Here is a 26174-nt window from a genome sequence, read left to right as displayed (position 1 = left end):
GCCCACTGCTGCGCAGCTTGGAACAAGCTCGTCGATCAGCCCTGGAAAATCACGTCCATCGGAATGCGAGAGTGGGCGCATGGGTCTTGATCAGCGCCCGTTGGTATTACTGGTCCGACGATGACTATGAGGAGCCCTTGGATATCGGCACAACCTCTTGGGATCATGAGCATTCGGGCCATAGCCAGATTGGCATCAACGAGCTTACTTCGATCGTCGGACCCGGCCATGGCTTTGAGACTGTAAAGCCCATGAAGCTCATCAAGAAAATCGTCCAAATTTGGTGCCCACCCACAGGCATCGTGCTCGATCCGTTTGCAGGATCCGGAACAACCGCGCATGCGATCATGGAGTTGAACGCTGAATCAGGAGCCGATCGGCGCTTCTTGTTGATTGAGCAGGGGCGCCCGGAGCGCGGCGATGCGTACGCCCGCACTCTCACCTACGAGCGTCTGAAGCGTGCGGTGACAGGAGAGCGTGTTAATAAGAAACGTGTTTCCGCGATTACCGCCGCGCCGCTTTCCAGCGGCTTCCGGTTCTCGAAACTCATGTCGCAGGTCGACGCGTCGGCAGTGTTAGCTCTCGAACGGGAGGAGATGGTCGATCTGCTGTTGACCTCTTATTGGGATCAGAAGGATCGAGCAGCAGCACATTTGAGGCGCCTGCCGGCGGGAACACATTCATATCTGTTTGCGAAAAGCGCGCGGGGCGAAGGTTTCTTCCTGATCTGGAACGGTCCGGACCAGCCTTCGGTTCTCAATCGCACGTCATTCCGAGCAATCGCAGCGGAAGCAAAGGCCGAGGGGCTCGCGCAGCCGTTCCACGTGTATGCGCGAATCTCGACGTACAGCGGTCCGAATGTCGAGTTCTACCAAATTCCGAATCGCATCCTCGATGCGCTGGGGTTTAACGAAGCATTACACCCCTATGGAGTCGGATCGACATCAGATGCCGGCGAGGAGAGCGCCGCGTGAGCATCGAGTTACTTCCCTTTCAAACGAAAGCCTCTCAGCAGATTGTCGCTCGGTATGGGCTCCTGGCCACCGACAAAAAACGACCGATCGAATACATGGGCTGGCCGACCCCATTCTACCAGGCGCTCGCATCGCTCACCGGTTCCGGCAAGACGGCAATACTCGCGGACACGGTGTCACTGCTTCGTGCGGGAATGCATCTCGAACCCGTTGTGCTGTGGATTTCCAAATCCAAGGCGGTCGTCAATCAGACGTTCGCCAACTTTGAGGCTGGCGGGAAATACGAGCACCTCATCCCCGAGTTCGCGACCGCGTATCTGGGCGAAGCGAAAGTCGAACAAATCCAAGACGACTCGCAGGCGTGTATCTTGCTGACTACAGTGGGTAGCTTCAATCAGAAGTCAAAAAGCGACGGCAAGCTCAAAGTCCACCAGAAGGACGAGGACGAGAACGACGGCGCGCTTTGGGAAATACTCGCCGAGAGGAAGGCACCCACCGCATCGGATCGGCGCCCACTGATCATTGTGTATGATGAGGCTCACAATCTGTCGGACCAGCAGACGGATTTGCTTCTTGAACTGGAGCCGGATGTTATTCTCGCGGCTTCGGCCACGATGCGGACTCCCGGCAAGTTAGGGCAAATTATCGATCGGCTTAAGCAGGTGGGATGGAGTGCGGAAGCAATCTCTGATCCCGACGATAGCCCCTCTCGCTGCTTGATCACCGCCATCAGGTCGAAGGAGCCTGTCGATGCGGGCCTTGTAAAACGGCAGATTGTGCTCGGCGGCTATGACACCGAGATGGAAACAACCCTCAATGATATGATTGAGGACTTCCAGCTCGCCACGCTCAAAGCGGACGAACTCGAAGCGGGCTTTCTTCCGAAGGCAATCTATGTCTGCCGCACGAATATCAGCCAGGACGATGGAACTGCCGATAACCCTCATCGACCGTTCAATCAACGCAAAGCGCCGCCGATCCTGATCTGGCGCTATCTGACAGAGGAAAAAGGAATCCCTGCCGACGAGATCGCGCTCTACTGCGACCTCAAAATGAGTCAGAAGGACTATCCTGCGCCAGAAGGGTTCACACTGTTTTCAGGTGGCGAAGATGATTTCGCGGTGTTCTCGCAAGGGACGTATCGGCACATCATCTTCAATCAAGGCCTGCAGGAGGGCTGGGACGATCCGGCTTGCTGTTTTGCTTATATCGACAAATCGATGGGATCGGCTCTCCAAGTTGAGCAGGTGATTGGCCGTGTCTTAAGGCAACCCGGTGCGCGCCACTATCCGGATCCTTTGCTGAACACTGCAAATTTCTACATCCGCATCGACAGCAAGCAGGAATTCCCGAAGATACTCGAGGTGGTGCGCCGCAAGATCGCCTCCGAGATGCCGGACGTTAAGCTGGAGGGTTTCAGCGATGCCCGTGACCGGCGGCGGTCGCGCATCGAGCCGAAGCAAACGCTCACCATCCCTGAAATCCACATCGACGCTGACGAATCTGTCGAGCCGCTGACCGACGCCATAGCTTCGATCCACGATTACACTGCGGATTCCGTGAATGTTCAGGGCGCTGGCGAGCTGACTCGCGCAATCCAACAAATCGGCGACGGCTCCAAGCCATCGATCGAAACTCATGTCAAAGATCATTCCAACCGTGTGATAGCTCGTTGGCTCGTTCGACGGCACATGCAGTCCCGGTACCCCGAAGCAGTCAAAACGATTGATTGGGCCGACCCGAAATTTGAAGCCCGGGTCGAGATTTCAAGTGTTGCCGCGCAGCAGTTGCGCGAGGACGCCGAGGGCTTGGTCGACACCTATCTGTCGCACGCGGAATTGGCGTTCGAGGATTCAAACCCTTACACAGTCGGCGCGGTTTTCGTTCGCCCGGACGCTACCCACAAGTTCGCCAACGCTGTCCATGACTGCTATAGCGATCTCAATGGCCCAGAACTCGCAGTCGCTCAGGAAATAGACAACACAGGCCTTACCTGGGTCCGAAATCCGGTGAATGGTGGATATTCGATACCGCTCTTGGATAAGGGCGAGAGCCGACGCTTCTTCCCCGACTTCCTTGTCTGGAAAGACAAGAGGATAATCGCGATCGATCCCAAAGGCGGCTTCCTTCTTCAGACAGAAGCTGGACGTAAATTGCTGGCGATCCGGGATGAGAAAGGCCAGCAGCGCATTCTGGTTCGTTTCATCACGGACGGGACATGGTCCGCCGAAACGATGAAGCAAACGAATAGCTCCGGCTTTTCTGTCTGGCGGATGACGACGACCGGCCAGATACGATGCACCAATCATGGCGATGTGGCTGGCGCCGTAAAGAAGGCTTTGGAGATAAAATAGCGCCCTTGGCCGCCATTCCTATCCCATCTCAGCACCCGGTGCATTTAGCGCCACAAGGGCCGGTAAGTCGTAAATGTCGATGGCAGGAAACAGCGCCCTGGCCTCGATGGCCGCGCGAGCTGCGGCCACATCCGGAACGAAGAGCACGACGGCCAGGTCCTGAAAAGCTCGTGAACAACAGACATAGAAGAGGCGACGGGTCCGGCCGAGGACTGAGTCAGTCCCATCATCGAGATGCTTCTGATCGGTGGCCGACAGCGGCGAGATTCCGAAATACTTCCCGTAAGAGAAAAGATTGTAGTCACCCTCCTCGTCGTCGAGAATCACAAGGACGCGCGCAAACTCCGCGCCCTTAACGCCTTGCTGCGTCGCGAACGGGGACTGGTCTTCAATATATTCGCGATATCCCCAAAACTCCGCGGCTGCACAATCAAGGAACGCGTTCACCGCCCCCTGTTCGGCGCCCGCCTCCTCTTCAACCGCCGCAGCGCCGCCGCCTTCCAGGTACGCGACAAACCTATCGTCCAAGCTCATCAGCTCCCGCTCGTGCACGAACGTGAGCACCTGCCGGACGGTTGTCCCTGCGAGGGACTCAAACATCGCCACGAGGCGCGGCACGTCCGCGCGCAAGCGAGCAATCATGGCGGGCGCGTTCTGATCGGACAGTCGGTCCGGGCCCAACAACGGGCAGTTTGACCGCAGCGCCGACATGACATCGAAATCCTGGCCGGCTCGCGCCGCGATGACCAATGGCAATACGAATGTCATGAATGGTCTGAGCACCCAGGCAGTGCCGTCCAACAGCCCGTCCTTCAGGCTCGGGGGCGCCTGATCGTTCAGCGCGGCATAGAGGTTCGGGAAGCCGAGCCGGCGCGCGGCCATGCGATGCACCAACACAAGCACCCGGACATCCGCATCGTCATCGTCACTCTGCCAGAGCGGATCGTGGTTCTCGGTCGCAAGCCACTGTCGCACGAGGGCTAGGCGCTCGGTTCTCTGACCGTCGGCCGGCAGGATGAACAGGCGCGCAGATCCCACAACCGATCCGACAATGCCATCGCGCTCTATCGTCCGGCCGCGGGTCTGCTGGAGCCCGTCGTCCTCGGCACGGATCCTGTTGACCACGGCGAGCACGCTTGTTGGACACCGGAAGTTCTCCGGTTTGGTGATCTCGTTCCATCCTTCGCCCAGCAAAATCGGGCCTGCGCCGGTCGTGTAGATCTTCTGCATTGGATCGCCGAAGAAACCGAGGCAGAAGCCTTGCCCCACGGTTTCCGCGATTTGCCTGAGGGCGGCAATGAAGGTCGGGCTCGTGTCCTGGCTCTCATCGACAAAAATGAACGGAAAGCGATTGGCGATCAGCGTCCGCAACAGCGGCCGCTCCTCGATCAAAGCGGGCCCGATCTTCAGGATATCGTCGTGCCCAAGGATGCCCTTGGCGTAGTCACTGCCAGTCCCGTAGGTGAACCGAACCACGCTGGCGAGCGCGTCGGTCTGGCGCTGGTATCGCTCCATGTCGCGCGCAAGCGTCTCGCGAGTGTTTGCCCGCGTTCTTGGATTGTCCAAGCGCTCCTGGGCAGCGGCAATCTTCTCCTGGATACGTCCGGCCACCCACCTCCGAAGATCCTGCTGGAAAGGGCTCACGACCGTCCAGAGGAAGCTGTGAATCGTCGAGACGTGGAAGAGACTGTCGTTGCCGACATCGCCCCATATCTCGCCAACGGCGACCTCCGTATAGGTGATGCAGGCGATACGCTGACCTCGGCGCCGCAATGCGGCGGCGCGAGTAGCTGAAAGATGAGCAAGCGCTTTCACCAGCGACGTCGTCTTGCCCGAACCTGCGCCCGCCACCATCACAAAACTGGTCAGTGGCTGCTGATCAAGGCATTGGCGCAGCGCTTGATCAGCGTGGGTGTCCGGTTGTCCGATCCGGCTCGTCATGCCGCGGCCTCCACCTGAGCTGGGGCCGCGACGGGAACGGGCGTGACCTCGTCCTCGAGCCAGCAGAGGCCGTCCGCGATGTAGTGCGGAACGGTCCAGGTGGCGGGATCCTGGGCAAGGAGCGCGAGCGCAAAATCGGTCTTGTTAAAGCTGGACCCCTTGATTCGGTTATGCAGCCGCTCGGCCAGTTGCTCCGCCGTAAGTCCAGCGCTTCCACGCACTCGCAGCTTTAAGTCGGAGCGCGCTGCTTCCTGACACCATGCCAGATTTTCCAGTGCAAACGCCTCCTCAAGGGTGCGCCCCGCCATAGCCGTCTGTGCCATATTCCAAGTGACGTCGATCAAGGTCTGATAGGTTACGCGCACCAAAGCGTGACCGTCCTCGCCGCGCAGCTGCGTCCGCTGGACAGATGTGGCGTTCAAGAGGTCGACGATCGTGCTGCACGCTGGCAGCCACTGGATGAGCGTTTGATTGGACGTGACGGCGCCGGCGACATGCACCATGCAGGCGCTACCAGCAGCACCCTCCTGATCCTCGGGCGGCTCGTCGTCCTCGACCTCCGGCTCAGCGGCAGCGGCAGGCGCCGTCACGCTGTCGATGTCCGTAACGATGAGCGCGGTAATACCGAGAAACTCGATCAGGGTGCGGAAACGATGACCGAAGGCGCCGCCAATTTCCAGAATGCTTAGATAAGCGGACTGAAGCCGAGGCGCTGCCTTGGCGATCATCTGCGGCAATAGGAGCCGCTCGACATTTCCCTCCACCAGCACCGCCGCGTCGGCGAAAAACAGATCGCAGTGGGTGAGCTTGAGATAGCGTTCGAGAAAATCGCGGGTCGGATTGGCGGTCCGGTCATAAAAGGCCGAGAGATTGAGCACCTCAGAGGATTGCGCCAACGCCGTCGATGAGCGACGGAAATAGCGGATCGGCCGAAAACCGCGTTCGTAGAGGATGTGTGGCGAGTGGGTCGTGACGACGAGCTGGCTCGCGTAGTGCGTACCGTCCTCGCCTTCGATCGCCAGAATATCGATCACCTTGCGGATGAAGACCTGCTGGAGCTGCGCGTGAAGGTGCGCCTCCGGCTCCTCGATAAATACGAGATGCAGAGGCGGCCGGTTCTCTTCGATGTCCATCCACTGCGAGTGAAGATCGAGCAGCTCGACGACCATGTAGATGAGATTCTTGAAACCTAGGCCATTGTAGCGATCAGGGAGCGTCGGCGGTTCGATCCCCTCCTGCGGATCGCCAAGCGCATAATGAACGCGCGCGCCATCGTGGCTGCCCATAATGGTGGCTGGATTGAGTGCTGATTTGATCAGCAGTCGCGGATTGGAGAGCCCGGGGTAGCCCAAGGCGCCCAGGCGGCTCAGGGTTGGTTCGAACACGCGCTGAAGGTGATCGTTGAGCATCGCCTCGGAGTCCGCCAACGCCCGGATCGCGTCGAAGTCGTCACCTCGCTTTTCCAGGTTCCGCTCGTAGAAACGGCTCAAGCATCGCGAGAGATCTTCGGCCCGGCTGCCCGCAGTCGCATCGGTCAGATGGCGCTGGGCGTGCAGAAAATCGACGCGCAAGAGCGAGTTCAGGATGTCCTTGCCGCCGCGACCTTTATCCGGGGTTAGCAACAGCGGGACATACTCGGCCGCGGCCACCAACTCTGCGTCGAACTGCGCCCGATCAAGAACGTAATAGCGCAGTTCGTACTCGCGCCGCAGATTGTCTGTCAGATAGTCGCGTAGAGTGCGCGGCGAGGGATGGTAGTCTGCGCCACCGTTCGCTCCAGGTCGAATGTTCGCGCGCGCCCGTTCACGAGCCTCCCCAAAGTTGGTGAGGAGCGTCGTGACGTCGGTCGCCGCAAACTCGACACGCAGGCCGACCAGCGTCCCTTCCCAGGCGAGGCTTGGCAACAGATCGACGACGCGGTGGAGATCTGGCGCGTCGACGTGGAACCAGACGTCGAGCGAGATGCTCGGAAGGACGGCGCCGTCCGCACCGTCACCAAAGGCATCCATTGTCGCCCAACATTCGGCGCTGAAGTCGTGAACCGAAAAGCGCTCACGAGACGCCGCCATAAAAAGCTGAAGCGCATGTGACGCGGATGTCTTCCCGCTGTTGTTTGCACCAACAAAAATAGAAATGTCAGATGCGAGATCAATCCGTACATCCTGTAATCGCCGGAAATTACGAATCCGCAAAGTCTCAATATGCATTGTTGCCCCCCTTTATCCGCACGATATCTTTTTCGTTCTCCGACGCTACGGATTACTCATCTGCATGATCTTCTGAGAGCAGGATTATCTTCGCCGAGTTTCCCACCTGACGTGCAGGCGCTGTCAGCGGTCCACCCCGAGACGATGGAAACCAGCCCCTCAACCGCTGTCGTGTCACGGCACGCGCACCGTGTTGTGCTGCCGCGATAAACGTCTCGCTCCCTCAATCATGTCATCCCCCTATGTGTTCTTACTGGAGAGTTTTATAGCTTCAGCGGCGCCAGCAAAGGTTGCGCAGCGGTCCGTGACGAGGGCATTCACCTTGACTTGCATGGCCCTTGCCGCCTCCAATTCTCCCGCGAAGGCAGGCAGGCTTAGCGTCATGGCGCACTCAGCGAGTCGCCCGGCAAGTTCGCCGATAGCGGCCTCGGCGTCACCGATCGTCAGACCAATCGTGCGGGCCAGCGTGAAGAAGTCCTGGCGGGTCAGCCGGTCATCCTTGCCGTTCAGCTTCAGGGCCATCCGGTCGCCGCCAAGGCCCGGAAAGACTCGCGTGGTGACAGCATCATAGAGCGGCGCGAAACGCACGGTCGTGAAAGCCTTGGCGCCCGCCTCGGCCGTCTTGAGCATCGCGAGGTTTTTCAGGTGCATATCGCCATCGGCAATCAACCAGGCGAAGACCGCGCGGCGGAACAGGATGTCGAGGTCCGCGGCGGGATCGGTCGAAAGCGGGCGCAGGCCCCGGGCCATGCGCTCGATCGTGCCGTCATATTTTGCCGAAGCTGGAAGATCCAGGATGGCGCAGAAATCCTCCATCGCCAGACGACGGCCGTCCTTGGGGCCGTGGCGGATATCGAACCGCTCGACGACCAACGCCGGTGCCATGCCGTCGGGCATCTCGATCAGGGCCGCGTCGGGCACCTCGAACCCGGCGGCGCGTCCAAGCTCCAGGCAGAGCCATTCCACGATCGGCAGCATCTCGAATCCCGCTGTCCCTGCAGGCTTGAGAATGTGGGTGAAGGGCTGGTCGATGGCCGGAACGAGAGCGCCATCCGGCGTCAGGCTCATCGGCGCCTTGATCTGGACGCCCGACAGGCGTGGCGTTTCGGCCCGCCCGAAGATACGCGCCAGGTTCTGCTCGAAGGTCTCCTCGATCTCGCCGCGCGCCGGTCCTGCGTACACGCCTGTGAAGCGGCCCGCATTGAGGAAGCTGGCGAGTGTGGTGGTGAGCACATCGGCGGGCAATGCCGCCAGTTCGTCGCGGTCCTCGACGATAACGATGTTGGACATATAGCGTCGGCCACGCCGCAGCGCCTCGCGTTCGTCGCGTTCATGGAGGACCTGGGCAAGCCAGCCCTCGGGCAGCAGTGACTCGATGAACGCCGGCAGCTTGCCCGGCGTCGTCTCGCGGACCAGCGCCGGACCAACCCGTCTCTGAGCTTTCCAGCGCCATTCGAATCCATCATGGATCAGGCGGCCTAAAGGTTCGCCATGCCAGGCGACCAGAAGATCGAGCGCCGCCTTGTTGACGGGGACCTTGGCCGCGCCGGGCTGGGCCAACAGGAAGCGTTCAGCGCCCTCTCCCTCCCGGTACCATTCGTTCTCACGCGCCAGCGCCCAGACGGCGTCAGCCGCCGCTCGTGGCGTTCCATGCTCCTCCACCAACCGGGCCGCCATCTGGGCGCGCATTTCGACGGTGACGGCGCTGGCGTGTTCGCTTCTGAGGCGGAAGGCTTCGAGGAAGCGTTGGCGTGGTGATGACGCGGCGACGCGCAGCTCTCCCAGATCGTCGCCAATCACCGCGATCGCCGTCGAAGGGTGCGCCGGGGCTTGGTTCTGAACGATCTCGAGCGTGCGCAACCGCGTGCGCTGGTTGCGGCGACCACTGATGAACAGGCGCCCGTCCGGCGTGGGCGCAAGCAGAACCGCGCTCGCGGACGAGAGATAGGCGTTGGGATAGAGGTAGTGGGCGATGCGGACGGCATGGCCCAGGATGCTTGCCTCCGCGTCGCCGTCATGATCGACATAAACACCCCGGACGAGCTGGATCAGCTCTCCAGCCTGCGCGCGCTGATGCGCCCGCTTGGCATCGATCGTCTCTCCCACCAGGTGGATAGTCACAGGATTATCCCGCATTTCAGATGCGCGTTAATCGCACATCTCTGGGCGATCAGTCAAGTATTATCGCGCATCTGAAATGCGGGATAATTCTCGTCTTCTCGTTAGCTATCGACGGTCAGCGCCACAAGATAGGGCCAAATCACCGTAGCGACCGCTCCATGCTCGGCCTGTCTGGCAATCGCATCCGGGGTTGACTTGCGCTGGCGCAGGGCTTCCTGAAGGCCTTGAATCGCCACGGACAGGCCGATCTTGTTCCGATATCGGAAGCAGTCGGCGATCGTCTTCGCAACCCCGAAGACTTTGACGGAAACCCCTCCGACGGGATGGGTTTCGACGCCCGCATTGAGCAGGCTCTCGGTGAAACGCACGGCGCGAATGGGCGTACCATCGGGTTTCGGAGACCAGTCCTTCTGGCCAATGGCCAGCCATATCTGGCTTGGAAGCTGGTCGGTAAGACCGTGGAACGCGAGGGCGGAAACGAGACAGATAACGCCTTTGGGAACACGTTTGGCTGCCTCGGCCAGACTGTGATGGGCGTCGAGCGGCGCATCGGGAAGTTGATAGAGGCCGCGCGCGAGCCGGAGCACCTCACCATTACGTTCCATGCGGCTCATCGTGGCCGCCGTCACCCCGGCCTCCCGAAGTTCCGCCAGACGCGCCATTCCGCGTGCTGTCAGCACGGCACGGGCGATTTGGCGTTGAGAAACGGGCTCGCGCATTGATATGAAAACTCGGAACAAAGGACCTATAGTCCGAGGATTTGTATCACGTATCGACGGCATAAGGTAGCTGACCGCAGTTTGGGAATACGTCTTATTGCCAACCCAGGCGACGCCAACTCGCGGAAGCCCAAACCGGAGACATACAACAACGGTCGAATGACGATCGTGGCTCCAGCATCGATCAGTCGGCCCAGTGGACCGCACGGATGAATTCATCACGCATGAGTTCGGAGGGGAAAGCCTTCCCCTGCGCCCGAGCCATGGTCCCGGCCGACCCCTTCTGCGGGGCCTGCCGCCCCGCAACGCCCCGGCCGATCGCCGCGCGGCCCCCACCGGCTTCGCGCGTTCGTGCCCTTCGGCGCATCGAGAGTGAGAGTGCGGACGGGTTTGCCGGTGACGGGTTGAGGATCGGGAGAGTGGCTCCCGGCGCCCGTCGCGGAGAACCGCGATGCCCAGACAGTCCCACCACCCCCGTTCTGGCTCCGACCGGACGAACCTCTATGACGACATCACCGGCAAGATCATCGCCGAGCTGGAGGCCGGCCGGATTCCTTGGGTCCAGCCCTGGGGCACCGCGGCGGCGAAGGCGCCGCTGGCTATGCCGCAGAATGCGTCAACGGATCGGCGTTACTCCGGCATCAACGTCCTGATCTTGTGGGGCGCGGTCATCGAGCATGGCTTCTCGGGCCAGAGCTGGCTGACCTTCCGCCAGGCCCTGTCGCTCGGCGGAAACGTGCGCAAGGGCGAGCGCGGCACGACCGTCGTCTACGCCGATCGCTTCATCCCCGACGACGAGAAGAAGCGGGCCCGCGAGAACGGCGACGAAGCGCAGGCGATCCCGTTCCTCAAGCGCTTCACCGTCTTCAACACCGACCAGTGCGAGAACCTGCCGGAGGAGATCGCCGCCGTCGCGCCGCCGCCTCCACCCGGCATGATCGAGCCGCAAGCCGAGGCGCTGATCCGGGCCACGGGCGCGGATTTCCGCATCGGCGGCGGCCGCGCCTTTTACAGCCCACCGCACGACTTCGTGCAGGTCCCGCCGCCAGCCGCCTATTTCGAACCGATCAATTGGCACCGCACCGCCTTCCATGAGCTGGGGCACTGGTCAGGTCATCCCTCCCGGCTCGGTCGTGACATGGCGGGTTCCTTCGGCTCCAAATCCTACGCGCGCGAGGAGCTGGTGGCGGAAATGGCGGGCGCCTTCATCTGCGCCTCACTGTCCATCGTGCCGACCGTGCGCCATGCCGACTATATCGGCTCATGGCTGGAGGTCCTGCGCGAGGACAACCGCGCCATTGTCCGCGCCGCCAGCGCCGCGTCAAAGGCCGCCGAATTCATCCTCGGCTTCCAGCCGGGCGTCGACCAACAACTGAAGGTGGCATCGGCGGACGGTGAGCGGGAGGCGGCGTGATGGGATTACGCCGAAACGTGGAGCCGGGAATACGTTTCTCCGGCTTCCCGGTTCTGCGGCCATGAGAGGGAGAGGAGTGACGGGTTTTCGTGACGGGTTGAAGGTCGAGAGAGAGTCTCTCGGCGCCCGTCGCGGAGACTACCCCGATGGCTACTGCCGTTCAGAAAATCACCCTGTCGTCCTCGCGCGACATTCCCTTCAACAAGCTGGTGCTCAGCCAGTCCAACGTCCGGCGCGTGAAGGCCGGCGTCTCGATCGAGGAACTGTCCGAGGACATCGCCCGGCGCGGCTTGCTTCAGGGCCTCAACGTCCGGCCGGTACTCGATGCCGAAGGCGCCGAGACCGGCATGTTCGAGGTCCCGGCCGGCGGTCGCCGCTACCGGGCGCTCGAACGCCTCGTCAAGCAGAAGCGTCTCGCCAAGACCGCGCCCGTGCCGTGCATCCCGAAAGCCGCCGATGCCGCCACCTCGGCCGAGGAGGATTCCTTGGCGGAAAACGTCCAGCGTGTTGCGCTGCACCCTCTCGACCAGTTCCGTGCCTTCCTGGCGATGCGCGAGAAGGGTCAACCCGAGGAGGACATCGCAGCGGCCTTCTTCGTCCCGGTCAATGTCGTGAAGCAGCGTCTGCGCCTTGCCGCCGTCGCTCCGAGCTTGCTCGACCTCTACGCCGAGGACGGCATTACGCTCGAGCAACTGATGGCGTTCACCGTCACCCACGACCACGCCCGTCAGGCACAGGTCTGGGAGGTGGTCCAGCGCTCTTACAGCAAGGAGGCCTATCAGATCCGTCGCATGCTGACGGAGACGACGGTTCGCGCCTCCGACAAGCGCGCGCAGTTCGTCGGCCTGGGCGCCTATGCCGAGGCCGGGGGCGTCGTCATGCGCGACCTGTTCCAGAACGATGATGGCGGCTGGCTGGAGGATGTCGCTCTGCTCGACCGCCTGGTCGCCGACAAGCTGAAGGTGGAGGCCGGGATCATCGCCACCGAGGGCTGGAAGTGGATCTCGGTCGCGGTTGAAACGCCCTACGGACATGGCCACGGCCTGCGCGAACTGTCCGGCACGACTGCTGATCTCAGCGTCGAGGAACAGGCGACGATCGAGGCGCTGAACGCTGAATACGCCAAGCTCGAAGCCGAATATGAGGGCGTCGACGAACTGCCGGACGAAGTCGATGAACGGCTTGGCGAGATCGAGACGGCGCTGGCCGCCTTCGACGATCGCCCTGTCATCTACGACCCCAGCGACATCGTCCGTGCCGGCGTGTTCGTCAGCATCGACGGCGATGGCAAGCTGTCTGTCGATCGCGGCTATGTTCGCCCCGAGGACGAGGCGCCGGTCACGGTGGATGGCGAAGACGATACCGGAGCCGAGGGCGCGCTGCCCGAGGCATCCGACCCGTCAACGCCGATGGTCCAGCGCGCGATCATCACCATCGGCGGTCAGGTCGAGCCGGAGGACGACGATGACGACGTCATCAAGCCGCTGCCGGAGCGTCTGGTCACCGAGCTGACCGCGCATCGGACCCTGGCCTTGCGCGACGCCCTCGCCACCAATCCGCGCGTTGCGCTGACGGCGCTGCTGCACAAGCTGGTGCTCGACACCTTCCAGCGTACCGCGTCGTCGGGTGGATGCCTGGAGGCCTCGGTTCGGCACGTCTTCTTCTCCGTTCAGGCCGCCGACCTGAAGGACAGCCCGTCCGCAAAGGCCATCGCCGCACGGCAGGACGACTGGAAGACCGATCTGCCCGCCGACGAGGATGCGCTGTGGGATTGGCTGGTCGGCCTCGACGACGCCAGTCGCTCGGCCTTGCTCGCGCATTGCGTCTCCTACGGCGTGAACGCGCTCTACGAGAAGGTCGACCGCTACGGCGGCGCCGGGCTTTCGCAGCACGGCCTCGAACGCCGCCTGAAGCACGCCGATCGCCTGGCGCGCGCTGTGGGTCTCGACATGGTGGACGCTGGTTGGCGGCCGACCGTCGACAACTATCTTAGCCGCGTCACCAAGCCCCGCATTCTCGAAGCGGTGCGCGAGGCGAAGGGCGAGCAGTCGGCCCAGCTCATCGATCACCTCAAGAAGGGCGACATGGCGCGGGAGGCCGAACGGTTGCTCGACGGCACAGGCTGGCTGCCCGAGCCGCTGCGCCTGGCCGACATCGAGACCGCTGCCGATACGCCGACTGGCGAGACCGAGGCGTTGCCCGACTTCCTCGCCAGCGATGACGAGGACGCGGCAGTCGAGACCGAGGACGACCCGACCCGCATGATCGCGGCCGAGTAGCCTTGTGCGGGGCGGCTCCGGCCGCTCCGCATTCGTTTTCATCACCAGATCGATCAGAAAGCCCGGCCCCCTGCGTGACAGGGATCAGCCGGGCTTTCGACGTTTCAGGAGCCCTCCGATGGCTGACTACTTCACCCATTTCTCGTGCCTGCTCGATGTCGGCACACCCGACAACGCTGCTCGCGCCCTCGATCTCTACAATGCGCTTTCCTTGGAGGGCGCCGAGGAAGACCCGCCGTCCGACGGCTTCCTTCTCTCGATCCAGCCGGAGCATGGCGGCACACATCTCTGGATGCGGGACGAGGCAACTGGCGATCCCCAGCGTGTCATCGACTTCGTGTTGGTGTGCGCCAAGACCTTCGGCCTCACCGGCCGTTGGGGCTTTCAATGGTCCAACACCTGCTCGCGCCCGCGCATCAACGCCTTCGCAGGCGGCGCGCATGTGCTCGATCTCGACGCCGGCGAGACCGTTGCATGGATCAGCACGCATCGCTGGCTCGCCGAGATACTCGACGCAGGACAGGGAGGAAAACCATGAGCATCCCCCACCATGCCCGCGCCAACTTCAACACGCTACTGCGCGCGGCAGAAGACGGCAGTCTCGCCCTGATGGAATGCACGGACACCGTGACCGGCGAGCCGCGCTATGTGATCTGCGCCGTGGGTCGGGACGACGGCGACTATGTGTTCACACCGTTCGGCCATCTCGCGGACGGAAATCCCTACGACGCTTATCGTCCGCCAGAGCCGTCCGGCGAGACCAACGGCGTCGCGCCCGGCTGACCGGCTACCAGACGGCGACTTCCCATTGTCCATTGACGCGGGCGAAACCGACGGGGCGGTTCTGCGGCGTCGCGTTGGGCTTGCTGGCATCCATCGTGAGTTGCGTCATGCAGGTGACGCCCGGCCCAATGCCGCCGGGCGAGCAGTCGCCGAGTTTCAGCGTCGCGCTGGTAAGCGACGTGCCCGTGAACAGCTTGTGACGCCGAACCGCCGCAATCGCTTCCTCTTCCGTTGGCTGCGCAACGCCGGCGGCTGCCGCTGCCGATACTCCCGCCGGCGCAAGGACGGGCCGTAGAGCAAATCCAGCTCCGAACCCTATCACCAGAGCCACCATGGCAATTGCGATCACGCTGCCCTTCATAGTCCGCCTCCTTGCGACTGGCCCTATCTCGATGGCGCGGACGCAACTCGGCCGAGGGCAGGATGAAGCGCGTGCCTTGCGATGAAGGCCCGAGTCTACCGCCATGCGCCCGCGACAGAAATAGCCTTCTGGTCGGCACGCCGCTTATCGCTCTCGCCCTGACACTCGCCTCCCTTTCGATCCCATGACGGCTCTCTTGTCTGGACGCGGCGCAACGCCGGTCAACGGGCAAGCCGTTACCGCATCGCCCATCCGGTCTCGCGTGACCGACGCCGCCTGACCGCGCCCGGCCGACAGGTCGCCGCAACGGGATCAGGAGGTGACGGCGATGTGCAGGGTTTTGAACAAACGGGAGGTCGGCGTGCCTGCCGGGGCCGTCTACATCGGCCGGGGCAGCAAGTGGGGCAATCCATTCCGCATCGGCCCCGACGGCGATCGCGCCACCGTCATCGCCAAGCACGAGCGCTGGCTTGCCGATCAGCATCATCTGCTACGGGCGCTCGACGAGCTGCGCGGTCGCGATCTCGTCTGCTTCTGCGCGCCGCTGGCCTGCCACGGTGACCTGCTGCGCCGGCTCGCCAATGCCAGCCGCGACGAGCGGATCGCGTGGTGGCGCGGCGTCAGGGCCGCGGCCTGAGAGGAAGAGGAATGCCGGGACAGGTTTGAGCCGACGGGGTCGAGAGAGAGCGCCCCGCGGTTCGATCCGTCCCCGCTCTCCCGAGGCTTCACACCATGATGACTTCTTCCACTGCCGCGTCCGCCATTCCGGCCGCGCGCCTTCCCGCGGCGCTCGACGACACTGACCCCGCCGCTCGCATTCTTGCAGCGGCTCGGCTCATCCTCCCCGATCTCGAACAGGGCCGTCGCATCGACGCGGCCATGCTGCGTAAAGCGATGGAGACCGCTTTCGGCGCCTCCGACGCGTCCGGCGCCTGGGACTGGAAGACCGCTTACGACGCCTGCGAGGCGGCGACGGTCCTCTTCCTGCGCAAGTTTGGCCCGGCGATCCGCGCCAAAGCCGCGTCGCCCACCGCCATGCTGCCGATGCTCGGCAAGCTGGCAGGCCTTCTCCCCACCCACACCCGCCGCTCCGAGGAGAGCCAGACGTTCCAGCAGTTCTCGACACCGATCGCATTGGGGCTCGCGGCGAGCGTTGCCGCCGCGATCACACCGGCCGACCGCGTGCTGGAGCCTTCGGCTGGCACTGGCCTGCTCGCCATTCTGGCCGAGCTTGCCGGTGGATCGCTTGTCCTCAACGAGCTGGCGGAGACACGCGCCGGGCTGCTCGGCCACCTGTTCCCGAACATCGGCGTCACCCGCTTCGACGCGGCGCAGATCGACGACCATCTCGACGCCGGCGTCACTCCGAGCGTTGTGCTGATGAACCCGCCGTTCTCGGTGATGGCCAATGTCGAGGGCAGAATGGCGGACGCCGCCTCGCGCCATGTCGCATCGGCCCTGTCGCGCCTTCCCTATGGCGGCCGCCTCGTCGCCATCACCGGGGCGAGCTTTTCGCCCGACAGCCCGTCCTGGCGTGACGCCTTCATTCGGCTGCAAGACTGCGGGCGCGTCGTGTTCTCGGCCGCGATCGATGGCGCGATCTACGCCAAACACGGCACAACCATCGACACCCGCTTGACCGTGATCGACAAGGCTCCGGCCGACAATGCGAGCGTGTTCCCGACTTCACCGGGCGTCGCACCCGACGTCGCCACGCTTCTCGGTTGGGTCGCCGATCATATCCCGCCGAGGCTGCCTTTCGCCGCCACCGTGGCGCCGGTTGTCGGCTTGGCTATCCCTCGAACCGTGCGCGCCTACGCGATGCGCCCGTCCTCCGTTACAGCGCGAACGGCGGAGCCAGAAGGCGTCGAACTCGCCTATGAGACCGTCGACTGGAAGCCGGTCGAGGATGGCCGGATCACCGAGGNGCGATGCGCCCGTCCTCCGTTACAGCGCGAACGGCGGAGCCAGAAGGCGTCGAACTCGCCTATGAGACCGTCGACTGGAAGCCGGTCGAGGATGGCCGGATCACCGAGGCGCTTTATGAGGAATACGGATTGCAGGCGATCCGTATTCCCGGCTCTCAGGTTCACCCCACAAAGCTGGTGCAGTCGGCGGCCATGGCCTCGGTCGCGCCGCCGACGCCGACCTACCGGCCGCACCTGCCGCCCGTCGTCGTCAGCGACGGCCTGCTGTCCGACGCCCAGCTCGAAAGCGTCATCTACGCAGGCGAGGCCCATGCCGGTCATCTCGCCGGATCATGGACGGTGGATGAGACGTTCGACCTCGTCTCGGCCGCGCGCGACGACGCCGAGAACGCCGCCCGCTTCCGTCGCGGCTGGTTCCTGGGCGATGGCACCGGCGCCGGCAAGGGCCGCCAGGTCGCCGGCATACTGCTCGACAACTGGCTGAAAGGCCGCCGCCGCGCCGTCTGGGTGTCCAAGTCCGACAAGCTGATCGAGGATGCTCAACGCGATTGGTCGGCGCTCGGCATGGAGCGCCTGCTGGTCACGCCGCTCTCGCGTTTTCGCCAGGGCACACCGATCCGGCTGGCGGAAGGTGTCCTATTCACCACCTACGCCACGCTGCGCTCCGACGCGCGCGACGGACGAGTTTCGCGCGTCCGGCAGATCGTCGACTGGTTGGGCTCCGACTTCGATGGAGTGATCATTTTCGACGAGAGCCACGCCATGCAGAACGCCGCCGGCGGCAAGGGAGAACGCGGCGACCAAGCCGCCTCGCAACAGGGCCGCGCGGGCCTTCGGCTCCAGCACGCCCTGCCCAACGCACGCATCGTCTATGTCTCGGCCACCGGCGCAACCACGGTCCACAATCTCGCCTATGCCCAGCGCCTCGGCCTCTGGGGCGGCGAGGACTTTCCCTTCGCCACCCGCGCCGAGTTCGTCGAGGCGATCGAGGCCGGCGGCATCGCGGCGATGGAGGTGCTCGCGCGCGATCTCCGGGCGCTCGGTCTCTACGCGGCTCGGTCACTCTCCTACGAAGGTGTCGAATACGAATTGCTTGAGCACACGCTGACGGACGAACAGGTCCGCATCTATGACGCCTATGCCGCGGCGTTCGGCATCATCCACAACAACCTCGACGCCGCGATGCAGGCGGCCAACATCACCGGCTCGACCGGCACCCTGAATGCGCAGGCCAAGTCCGCCGCGCGTTCGGCTTTCGAAAGCGCCAAGCAGCGGTTCTTCTCCCACCTGATCACCAGCATGAAGACGCCGTCGTTGATCCGGTCGATCGAGCGCGATCTGGAAGAAGGCCACGCCGCCGTCATCCAGATCGTTTCCACCGGCGAGGCGCTGATGGAACGGCGCCTGGCCGAGATCCCGACCGAAGATTGGGGCGACGTCCAGGTCGACATCACGCCGCGGGAGTATGTCCTCGACTATCTTGCCCATTCGTTCCCGGTGCAGCTCTACGAGCCGTTCACCGACAGCGAGGGCAAGCTGTCATCGCGGCCAGTCTATCGCGACGGCCAACCGGTCGAGAGCCGCGAGGCTGTCGCCCGGCGTGACCGATTGATCGAGCGGTTGGCGTCGCTGACCCCGGTTCCCGGCGCGCTCGACCAGATCGTCCAGCGCTTCGGCACCGACCTGGTGGCCGAGGTGACGGGTCGCTCGCGGCGCATCATCCGCAAGACCGGCGCCGGTGGCGTCGACCGCCTGATGGTCGAGACCCGCGCCGGCTCCGCCAATCTCGCCGAGACGCAGGCGTTCATGGATGACGCCAAGCGCATCCTCGTGTTTTCCGAGGCAGGTGGCACCGGGCGCAGCTATCACGCCGAGCTGTCGGCGAAGAACCGCCGGCTGCGGGTTCACTATCTGCTCGAGGCGGGATGGAAGGCGGACGCCGCCATCCAGGGTCTCGGTCGCACCAATCGCACGAACCAGCAGCAACCGCCGCTGTTTCGGCCGATCGCGACCAACGTCAAGGCCGAGAAGCGCTTCCTCTCGACCATCGCCCGTCGACTCGACACCCTCGGTGCCATCACCAAGGGCCAGCGCCAGACCGGCGGCCAGGGCCTGTTCCGGCCCGAGGACAATCTGGAGAGCCACTATGCCCGCGACGCTCTGCGCCAGCTCTACTTGTTGCTGGTCCGGGGCAAGGTCGAGGGCTGCTCACTGCAGATGTTCGAGGATGCGACCGGCCTGTCGCTGATGGATTCGAGCGGCATCAAGGACGAGTTGCCGCCGATCACGACCTTCCTCAACCGGTTGCTGGCTCTCACCATCGACCTGCAGAACATCCTGTTCACGGCGTTCGAGCAATTGCTGTCGTCTCGCATCGAGGGAGCTATCGCGTCGGGCGTCTATGACGTCGGGCTGGAGACCCTGACCGCCGAGAGCTTCGTCGTCACCGACCGTCAGGCGATCTACACCCATCCGGGCACCTCCGCCGATACCCGGCTTCTCACCATCACCCAGCGCGAGCGCAACCGACCGGTCACGCTGGACGAAGCGCTGAACCACCTCACCGATCCCCGAGCGGTGCTGCTTATCAATGGGCAGTCGGGCCGCGCCGCCGTACAGGTTCCGACCAGCAGCCTGATGCTCGACGACGGCGAGGTCGAACGCCGCGTCCGGCTCATCCGACCGATGGAGCATCCCGCCATGCCGCTGGCGATGATGCCGCAGACCCATTGGGCCGAAGCCGACCGCCAGGTGTTCGCTCGCGCCTGGGAGGCGGAGCTGACCGAGGTGCCGACGTTTACCGACAGCATCATCCACGTCGTCTCCGGGCTGCTACTGCCAATCTGGAAACGCCTGCCGAATGAATCGACACGCGTCTATCGGCTCCAGACCGACACCGGCGAACGCATCGTCGGCCGGCGCGTCTCATCCGCGTGGGTCGCGGGTGCGACGGCAACGGGCAGCAGCACCTTGAGCCCCGAAGTCGCTTTCACGGCGCTGATGGATGGCAAGACGATTCTCGATCTCGCCGAGGGGCTCCAGCTTCGCAGGGTCCGTGTCATGGGCGTGAACCGGATCGAACTGTCCGGCTTCACCGACACGATGCGCGATCGCCTGCGCACCTACGGCCTGTTCCACGAGATCATCTCCTGGAAGCTGCGCATGTTCGTGCCGACCGACGCCGCTGGCCCCGCCATTCTGGCGAAAGTGCTCGGACGCTATCCGCTCGCGCGGATCGCCGAACGGGAGGCGGTATGATGGCCCGTGACGCTTCCGATCTCGCGCAACGTCTCGGCCGCAACGCCGAGGCCGTCTGCCGCGAATATCTCTCCAACGGTCGGCGCGAAGGCCGCTACTGGCTGGTCGGCGACGTCCAGAACAATCCAGGTCGCTCAATGTTCGTCCGGCTGAAGGGAGCCGAGTCCGGTAAGGGCGCGGCGGGCAAATGGACCGACGCCGCCACGGGCGAGCATGGCGATCTGCTCGACGTTATCCGCGAGAGCTGCGGCCTGCTCGACTTCAAGGATGTCGCCGACGAGGCCCGACGTTTCCTCAGCCTGCCCCAACCCGAGCCCGACCCTCAGCCGCGGCCCCGGCCGTCATCCGCACCGGCGGGATCGCCGGAATCAGCACGGCGGCTGATTTCCATGTCGCAGCCGATTACGGGCACCATCGTGGAGACGTATCTGCGCAAACGCGGCATTACGGCTTTGCACGGAACCGGAGCCTTGCGCTTCCATCCACGCTGCTACTATCGCCCGGACAGCTTCAGCCCGACCGAGACCTGGCCGGCGATGATCGCGTCCGTCACCGATCTCGACAACCGGATCACTGGCGCGCACCGCACCTGGCTGTCGCCTGACGGAAGCGGCAAGGCGCCGATCGAAACGCCGAGGCGGGCGATGGGAGACCTTCTCGGAAACGCCGTCCGGTTCGACCGCGCTACGCAAGTCATGGCGGCCGGGGAAGGCATCGAGACCATGCTGTCGCTGCGAATGGCACTGCCCCACATGCCGATGGCGGCGGCTCTCTCTGCCGCACATCTCGCCGCCATCCTGTTCCCGGCGACGCTGCGGCGGCTCTACATCGCTCGCGACGACGATCCTGCCGGCGATCACGCGATGGCAGGCCTGGTCGAACGGGCGCAGGCGGTCGGAATCGAGGCGATCACCCTGTCGCCACGGCTCGGGGACTTCAACGAAGATCTCCGCACGCTCGGCATCGATGCGCTTCGGGCGGCGGTGCGGGTTCAGATCGCACCGGAAGACGTCGCCCGCTTCATGCAGATGGCGGCATAGGTCGAAACGGGAACGTGAAGTGATGGTCGTGGCCGGTGTCTCGCATCGGTTATGGGCCCCTCCACCTGCCATCGGAAAGAGCCGCGACCACGGCCTTCTGAGAGGGCGATCGGGGCGGCAAGCAGTCCCGACCGGCAATGGCTGCGCCCGGCTATTTTCCGCCGCCCTTTCCACCCCACGCGGCAAGCCGCGCGGGGACCCCGGCTTCGGGCTTTGCAGCGCGAAACAAAATAGCCGGCCTTCGCCATCCTCCGCTGACGCTCCGGCCCTGCGCGTCGCTCCGGGTGCAGGTCGGGGCCGCCCGCCGCCTTTCGTCGCCATGAAGGCCGCGGCGGTCGCGGTCACCCGACGAAGGACGAGCCCCATGACAGCCGATCTCGACGACACCTACGAGCCCCACCATGCTTCATCCCCCACCGACCACCTCCTGTCCGAACTGCAGCTTTACGGCTACCGCCCCTTCCAGGACGAACCCGACCCGAGGCCGCTCCCCGAGGGCAACGTCGTCGCCGGCGCCATCGCCGATATCTTCGACGCCCTGATCACGAGCATGGCTGAAACTCGCCTCGAACCCGACCTCGACGAGATCCTTTGGTCGACCGTCAATCTCTTCCACCGAGCCACCGCCCGGATCGAGCGCGAGCTGGACGACAACGAGCAGGCGCAACGTCGCGGCCAACGCGAACAGGATGGCTCCGAGGTGAAATCGGTCGAGCTGGAGCGCCACATCGCCGAGGGCCAGACCCTGCTCGAACGCCGCGACGCCTTCGAGCTGATGCGTGACCAGGCCGCCGAGCAATTCGAGCGCCACACCCGCTCATCCTGGCGACCGCGCTCCGGATCGAAGGTCAACCACCGCGCACTGACCTCGGCGATGATCGACAGCCGCGACTTCCTGACCGCCAGGCGCCGGGCAGAAACCGAGGTGATGCTTCCGACCGGCCCGAAGGTCGCCTTCACCGGCGGACTCGACGTCAACGATCACCGGCTGATCTGGGAGACGCTCGACAAGGTCCACGCCAAGCATCCCGACATGGTCCTGTTGCATGGTGGATCGCCGAAGGGCGCCGAACTGATCGCCGCGAAGTGGGCCGACACGCGCAAAGTGCCACAGGTCGCCTTCAAGCCCGACTGGACGAAGCATGCCAAAGCCGCACCGTTCAAGCGCAACGACGCCATGCTCGACGTCCTGCCGATCGGCGTCATCGTCTTCCCGGGCACCGGCATCCAGGACAATTTCGCCGACAAGGCCCGCAAGCTCGGCATCAAGCTGTTCGACTTCCGCAAGAGAGGCGGCGCGTGAGCGCCGTCATCTCACAACATCTCCGGCCGGAACCGCGACCGGCGGCTGATGATCTTGCCGGACACCATGAACACGCCGTCACCAGTGTAGTGCAGCGTTTCGGGATGTTTCGGCGACGCCGCGACATGAGCCTTCACCACATCGAAGATGAAGAAGTTATATTTCTCGACCAGCGCATCGTCGTGCAGGCGGCATTCGAAGCTTGCATGGCATTCGCGGATCAGCGGCGCTCCGACTTCATGGGCGTCCTCGGCCGTCAGGCCGAACTCCGTGAACTTGTCGATCTCGGCGCCGGACGTATTGCCGATGCCGACCACCGTGTCCGTGAGCTTCGTCGTCGGCATGTTGATGACGCATTCGCGGCTGTTTCTGATCATCTGGAAGCTGTGATTGCCGCTCGAGATCATGCAGCCGACGAGCGAAGGCGTGAACTCCATGACCGTCTGCCAGCCCAGCGTCATGATGTTGGTCTTTCCCTCCCACGCCGACGACACCAGTACGATCGGACCCGGTTCCAGATAGCGCCGTACCCGGCCCACCGGCAGGTCGTTCTTCTCAGATCGCTTTGTCATCACTCGTCCTGTCCACCGTTGTTCTTGCCGATACTGTAGCCAACCGTGACGGCGGCATCACGACCAAGAGCGCGGCAAGTCAGCTCCCGACCGAAGCATCGTCGAGGGCCTGCCCCAAGGCTCCTGAGATGGACGGAAAACCACCCCCGCTTCCAAATGCGCTGATCCTTGATCCAGCCGAGGGCCTGACGCCATCAACCCGTGAAGGGTCGGCTATGCGAGCATGCCGCCGCTTCGGCTTTGCCTGCGCGGTGATCGCGGCCCTCGGCTGGACACATCGGGCGCCTGTCGCGCGGGGGATGGCCCCCCGCCTCCAAGACAGGAGCCGGAACAATGTCCCTCAACGACGCACAAGCCTTCGCATTCAGCCTCGCCACCACCCTCATGGTCGCCATCATCATCTTCCAGGCCGGCGACGGCAGCCTCGGCGTCATGCCAGCCAACGAGTACGACGGCGATACAGCCGCCATCGTGCACGAGTTCGATCCTTTCGCCCCCTGACCGGGGCCGGCCTCGCCGTGGAAGCGGAAGTCCCACCGGATTTCCGCTCCCGCCGCCGCTCATCTTCGGCTATATTCAGCATTGCGTCGCGGTGGTGGTGGAGGCGCGGCCGTTCGACCCTTTGTCACGGAGACCACCATCATGATCGCCCTCGGTATTCTTGCTTCAGTCGCCGGCATCGGCTTCTTCTGCTGGCTTCTATTCACGCTCGCCGTTTACGCGCTGCCCTTCTTTGCCGGCGTCACCGTTGGCCTATGGGCCTACGACACCGGCGCCGGACCCATCGGCGGGGTGCTGGTCGGCGCCTTTGCGGCCGGGGTGACGTGGGGCTTGGCCCAATTCATCTTCACGTCCGTCCGCTCGATGTGGATCCGCTTGGCGATCGCCCTCGCCTTCGCAGCTCCGGCCGCCGTCGCCGGCTATCACGCCACACTCGGCCTCACCAAACTCACCATGCCCTCCGAAGGCTGGCAAATCGCCTTCTCGGTGATCGGCGCGGTCGCCGTTGGCGCAACAGCCTGGACGCGCTTGGTCGCGATGGCCCCGCCTGGTCAATCCGGGCACGCGCTCGCACGGCGCTGATCGTCAATCCTGGCGACGGGCATGTCCAGACAAGGCGCGCTGCCGCATCATCCTGTCCTGGGAAGCGTAATGGTTGTCGCCGCCATGAATCGGATTCGAACCCGCTTCACATCTCGCCTTCGCGGCAAGTGGTGGAGGCTGAAGCCCGGCCGTTCGACGACATCGTGCCCAGCTTACCAACCCGGTACGAGGGAGCGTCTGACGCGCTGGCCGGATAGAGGGCGATGCAGGCGCGGGCTCCGGCGGGAGCGGGTGCACCACCGACGCGCGCCGCGTGCCAGGTCCGCTTTCGGGTCAGGTCGGTGGGTCAAGTCTCCCCTGACGGTCCTCTGTCGGGTCGCGCGCTCCCCCGCGGCCTCTCAACGGCTTGATCTGGCCGAAGGACGGCTGAAGCCTCGATCGCCTATGACGCAACGGCGCCGATCGACTTTCTTCCCCTGCCGGCTACGCCGTCATTCCTCGCGAAACAAGAAAGTCGCCTGTCGCCATCCTCCGCTGACGCTGCGGTCGCAAGCGATGCGCCGTCGATCGCCTCCGGCCTGCCGATCGCCATCGAGGCCGCGATGGGCGCGGGCTCGAAACAGAGAGCAACGGAGACTTATCATGGCCACCATCGGCACCTTCAAGAAGACCAGCACCAACGAGTTCGTCGGCGAGATCGTCACCCTGAGCGTCCAGGCCAAGGGCGTCCGCATCGTCCCCGAGGCCAGCCAGGCCAGCGAGAACGCCCCTTCCCACCGGATCTTCGTGGGCCGCGCGGAAATCGGCGCCGCCTGGGCCAAGCGGTCCACCGAGGGCCGCGACTATCTGGGTGTGAAGCTGGACGATCCGAGCTTCAACGCTCCGATCTACGCCAACCTCTTCGACGACGAGGACGAAGGCTACAGCCTCATCTGGTCCCGCCCCAGCCGCCGGGGCGAATAAGCCGCCACAGCAACGCCCCGCCCGGATACCCCCGGGCGGGGCCAAGCTCTTTGCCGGGCGACCGAATCAGTTCGGCTGTGATTAGCCAAATACCTGCTCTGTGCGGCACTTTCCTCTCGCCAAATCGGCCAAGAACGACTATTTTAGCCGTAGTTCTGGCGTGCGTATTTGGGTTTGTAGGAGGTGATCATGCATGATCACCGCCCGACAGACGCGGGCCGCGCGCGCGTTGCTTGGTTGGACGCAGGAGACGCTCGCTGAAAAGGCCCTGGTATCCCTGACCGCGTTGAAGCGCCTTGAGTCGGAAAGCGACGTCAAGGTGTACGAGACAACGCGCGATCAGGTGCGCCGGACGCTTGAGGGCAGCGGCATCGTCTTCATGACCTCCGACCAGGGGGAAGGAGTGATGCTTGTTCATTCGAAGGTGGATTCCCTCAGCTCGTCCTAGCCTCTCGCACGGACCAGGGTGGCGATGCTCCGCGCATGACGCGATATCTTTCCGAACCTTTCACTGCACGCCAAACCCAATATGGTTAACAATGGATGCAGAAGCAGTTATGATTAGCTGCGGAGGATCGGCGTGACACAAGAAGCTTTCCTGGACCAGCCACCGGAGAGCCCGTCGCTCACAAGCTACGATCGCGCGCATATGAAACTCTATCTGCGCCTGCTCGACGCGGATGCCGACGGTGCGGATTGGCGCGAGGCGGTGCCCATCCTCTTCGGCATCGACCCAGACCGAGAGCCGGAGCGCGCCCGTCTCATCCACAACACCCATCTCGCCCGCGCCCGCTGGATGACCGAGCGCGGCTATCGTCAGCTCGTTCACGAAGGCAGTCACTGACCCGGGCGATGCCGCCGCGGCATCGCGCGATGCCGGCTCCGATAGTTCACGGACCCTTCTCAACCGGGA

The 26174-nt window shown here is 63.8% G+C and carries 20 protein-coding genes and 1 pseudogene; 15 read left to right on the top strand and 6 right to left on the bottom strand.

What is annotated here, in order from left to right; genetic code table 11:
* The first annotated feature begins 71 nt into the window (after positions 1-71).
* Together VSX60_RS09125 and VSX60_RS09120 are read left to right on the top strand one after the other, a co-directional pair.
* Positions 72-974: a DNA methyltransferase gene (locus tag VSX60_RS09125; protein WP_327623843.1), complete on the top strand. Its 903-nt coding sequence runs from the start codon at positions 72-74 to the stop codon at positions 972-974.
* The gene (locus tag VSX60_RS09120) at positions 971-3328 is read left to right on the top strand and encodes a DEAD/DEAH box helicase family protein (RefSeq protein WP_327623842.1); all 2358 of its coding nucleotides are present in this window, start codon (positions 971-973) and stop codon (positions 3326-3328) included. The genes VSX60_RS09125 and VSX60_RS09120 overlap by 4 nt, the downstream gene beginning before the upstream one ends.
* Before the next feature lie 18 nt (positions 3329-3346).
* On the opposite strand, the gene VSX60_RS09115 is transcribed toward VSX60_RS09120, so the two are convergent.
* From VSX60_RS09115 to VSX60_RS09100, 4 genes are all read right to left on the bottom strand, one after another.
* Positions 3347-5269 (bottom strand): UvrD-helicase domain-containing protein, encoded by a 1923-nt coding sequence (locus tag VSX60_RS09115; RefSeq protein ID WP_327623841.1) that lies wholly within the window; start codon positions 5267-5269, stop codon positions 3347-3349.
* Positions 5266-7476: an ATP-dependent nuclease gene (locus VSX60_RS09110; protein WP_327623840.1), complete on the bottom strand. Its 2211-nt coding sequence runs from the start codon at positions 7474-7476 to the stop codon at positions 5266-5268. Before VSX60_RS09110 ends, VSX60_RS09115 begins: the two co-directional genes overlap by 4 nt.
* Positions 7477-7716: 240 nt before the next feature.
* A complete protein-coding gene (locus tag VSX60_RS09105; protein ID WP_327623839.1) occupies positions 7717-9612 on the bottom strand; it encodes a type II toxin-antitoxin system HipA family toxin in 1896 nt (631 codons plus the stop codon).
* 86 nt (positions 9613-9698) lie between these two features.
* On the bottom strand, positions 9699-10316 hold the full coding sequence (locus VSX60_RS09100) for a type IV toxin-antitoxin system AbiEi family antitoxin domain-containing protein (protein WP_327623838.1): 618 nt from the start codon (positions 10314-10316) through the stop codon (positions 9699-9701).
* Between the two features lie 451 nt (positions 10317-10767).
* Between VSX60_RS09100 and VSX60_RS09095 the strand changes: the two genes are divergently transcribed.
* From VSX60_RS09095 to VSX60_RS09080, 4 genes are all read left to right on the top strand, one after another.
* The gene (locus VSX60_RS09095) at positions 10768-11730 is read left to right on the top strand and encodes an ArdC family protein (RefSeq protein WP_327623837.1); all 963 of its coding nucleotides are present in this window, start codon (positions 10768-10770) and stop codon (positions 11728-11730) included.
* Between the two features lie 146 nt (positions 11731-11876).
* Complete coding sequence (locus VSX60_RS09090) at positions 11877-14009, top strand: ParB/RepB/Spo0J family partition protein (RefSeq protein ID WP_327623836.1); 2133 nt, start codon at positions 11877-11879, stop codon at positions 14007-14009.
* Positions 14010-14127: 118 nt separating this feature from the next.
* Entirely contained in the window at positions 14128-14547 is a 420-nt protein-coding gene (locus VSX60_RS09085; RefSeq protein ID WP_327623835.1) for a hypothetical protein, read from the top strand.
* Complete coding sequence (locus VSX60_RS09080) at positions 14544-14792, top strand: DUF6117 family protein (RefSeq protein ID WP_327623834.1); 249 nt, start codon at positions 14544-14546, stop codon at positions 14790-14792. The genes VSX60_RS09085 and VSX60_RS09080 overlap by 4 nt, the downstream gene beginning before the upstream one ends.
* Positions 14793-14796: 4 nt before the next feature.
* Here VSX60_RS09080 and VSX60_RS09075 read toward each other — a convergent pair whose 3' ends face one another.
* Entirely contained in the window at positions 14797-15153 is a 357-nt protein-coding gene (locus VSX60_RS09075) for a hypothetical protein (protein WP_327623833.1), read from the bottom strand.
* A gap of 328 nt (positions 15154-15481) precedes the next feature.
* Here VSX60_RS09075 and VSX60_RS09070 point away from each other — a divergent pair, with 328 nt between their 5' ends.
* The 4 genes and pseudogenes from VSX60_RS09070 (at position 15482) to VSX60_RS09050 (ending at position 22682) form a co-directional block, all read left to right on the top strand.
* Positions 15482-15790: a DUF4326 domain-containing protein gene (locus VSX60_RS09070; protein WP_327623832.1), complete on the top strand. Its 309-nt coding sequence runs from the start codon at positions 15482-15484 to the stop codon at positions 15788-15790.
* 98 nt (positions 15791-15888) lie between these two features.
* Positions 15889-20339, top strand: a pseudogene (locus tag VSX60_RS09060) (strawberry notch-like NTP hydrolase domain-containing protein).
* Positions 20336-21379, top strand: a complete 1044-nt coding sequence (locus VSX60_RS09055) for a DUF7146 domain-containing protein (RefSeq protein ID WP_327623830.1) — start codon at positions 20336-20338, stop codon at positions 21377-21379. Before VSX60_RS09060 ends, VSX60_RS09055 begins: the two are co-directional and overlap by 4 nt.
* A 364-nt stretch (positions 21380-21743) precedes the next feature.
* Complete coding sequence (locus tag VSX60_RS09050) at positions 21744-22682, top strand: DUF2493 domain-containing protein (RefSeq protein ID WP_327623829.1); 939 nt, start codon at positions 21744-21746, stop codon at positions 22680-22682.
* An 11-nt stretch (positions 22683-22693) separates the two neighbouring features.
* Here VSX60_RS09050 and VSX60_RS09045 read toward each other — a convergent pair whose 3' ends face one another.
* Complete coding sequence (locus VSX60_RS09045) at positions 22694-23254, bottom strand: flavin reductase family protein (RefSeq protein ID WP_327623828.1); 561 nt, start codon at positions 23252-23254, stop codon at positions 22694-22696.
* 333 nt (positions 23255-23587) lie between these two features.
* Between VSX60_RS09045 and VSX60_RS09040 the strand changes: the two genes are divergently transcribed.
* The 5 genes from VSX60_RS09040 to VSX60_RS09020 all read left to right on the top strand — a co-directional run bounded on the left by VSX60_RS09040 (position 23588) and on the right by VSX60_RS09020 (position 26105).
* Complete coding sequence (locus VSX60_RS09040; RefSeq protein WP_327623827.1) at positions 23588-23755, top strand: hypothetical protein; 168 nt, start codon at positions 23588-23590, stop codon at positions 23753-23755.
* Between the two features lie 141 nt (positions 23756-23896).
* The gene (locus VSX60_RS09035; RefSeq protein WP_327623826.1) at positions 23897-24337 is read left to right on the top strand and encodes a hypothetical protein; all 441 of its coding nucleotides are present in this window, start codon (positions 23897-23899) and stop codon (positions 24335-24337) included.
* Positions 24338-24940: 603 nt separating this feature from the next.
* Positions 24941-25261: a DUF736 domain-containing protein gene (locus VSX60_RS09030; RefSeq protein WP_327623825.1), complete on the top strand. Its 321-nt coding sequence runs from the start codon at positions 24941-24943 to the stop codon at positions 25259-25261.
* A 193-nt stretch (positions 25262-25454) separates the two neighbouring features.
* Positions 25455-25709 carry a helix-turn-helix domain-containing protein gene (locus tag VSX60_RS09025; protein ID WP_327623824.1) on the top strand — a complete coding sequence of 85 codons (255 nt, stop codon included), beginning with the start codon at positions 25455-25457 and terminating at the stop codon, positions 25707-25709.
* Positions 25710-25841: 132 nt separating this feature from the next.
* Entirely contained in the window at positions 25842-26105 is a 264-nt protein-coding gene (locus tag VSX60_RS09020) for a DNA -binding domain-containing protein (RefSeq protein WP_327623823.1), read from the top strand.
* The last annotated feature ends 69 nt before the right edge of the window (positions 26106-26174 follow it).

Origin of the sequence: Aurantimonas sp. A3-2-R12, assembly GCF_036016755.1 — a bacterium.
In the GTDB taxonomy this organism is placed as follows: Bacteria; Pseudomonadota; Alphaproteobacteria; order Rhizobiales; family Rhizobiaceae; genus Aurantimonas; species Aurantimonas coralicida_A.
The sequence above is the reverse complement of the archived record's forward strand: the minus strand, read 5'-3'. Positions and strand labels throughout refer to the sequence as shown.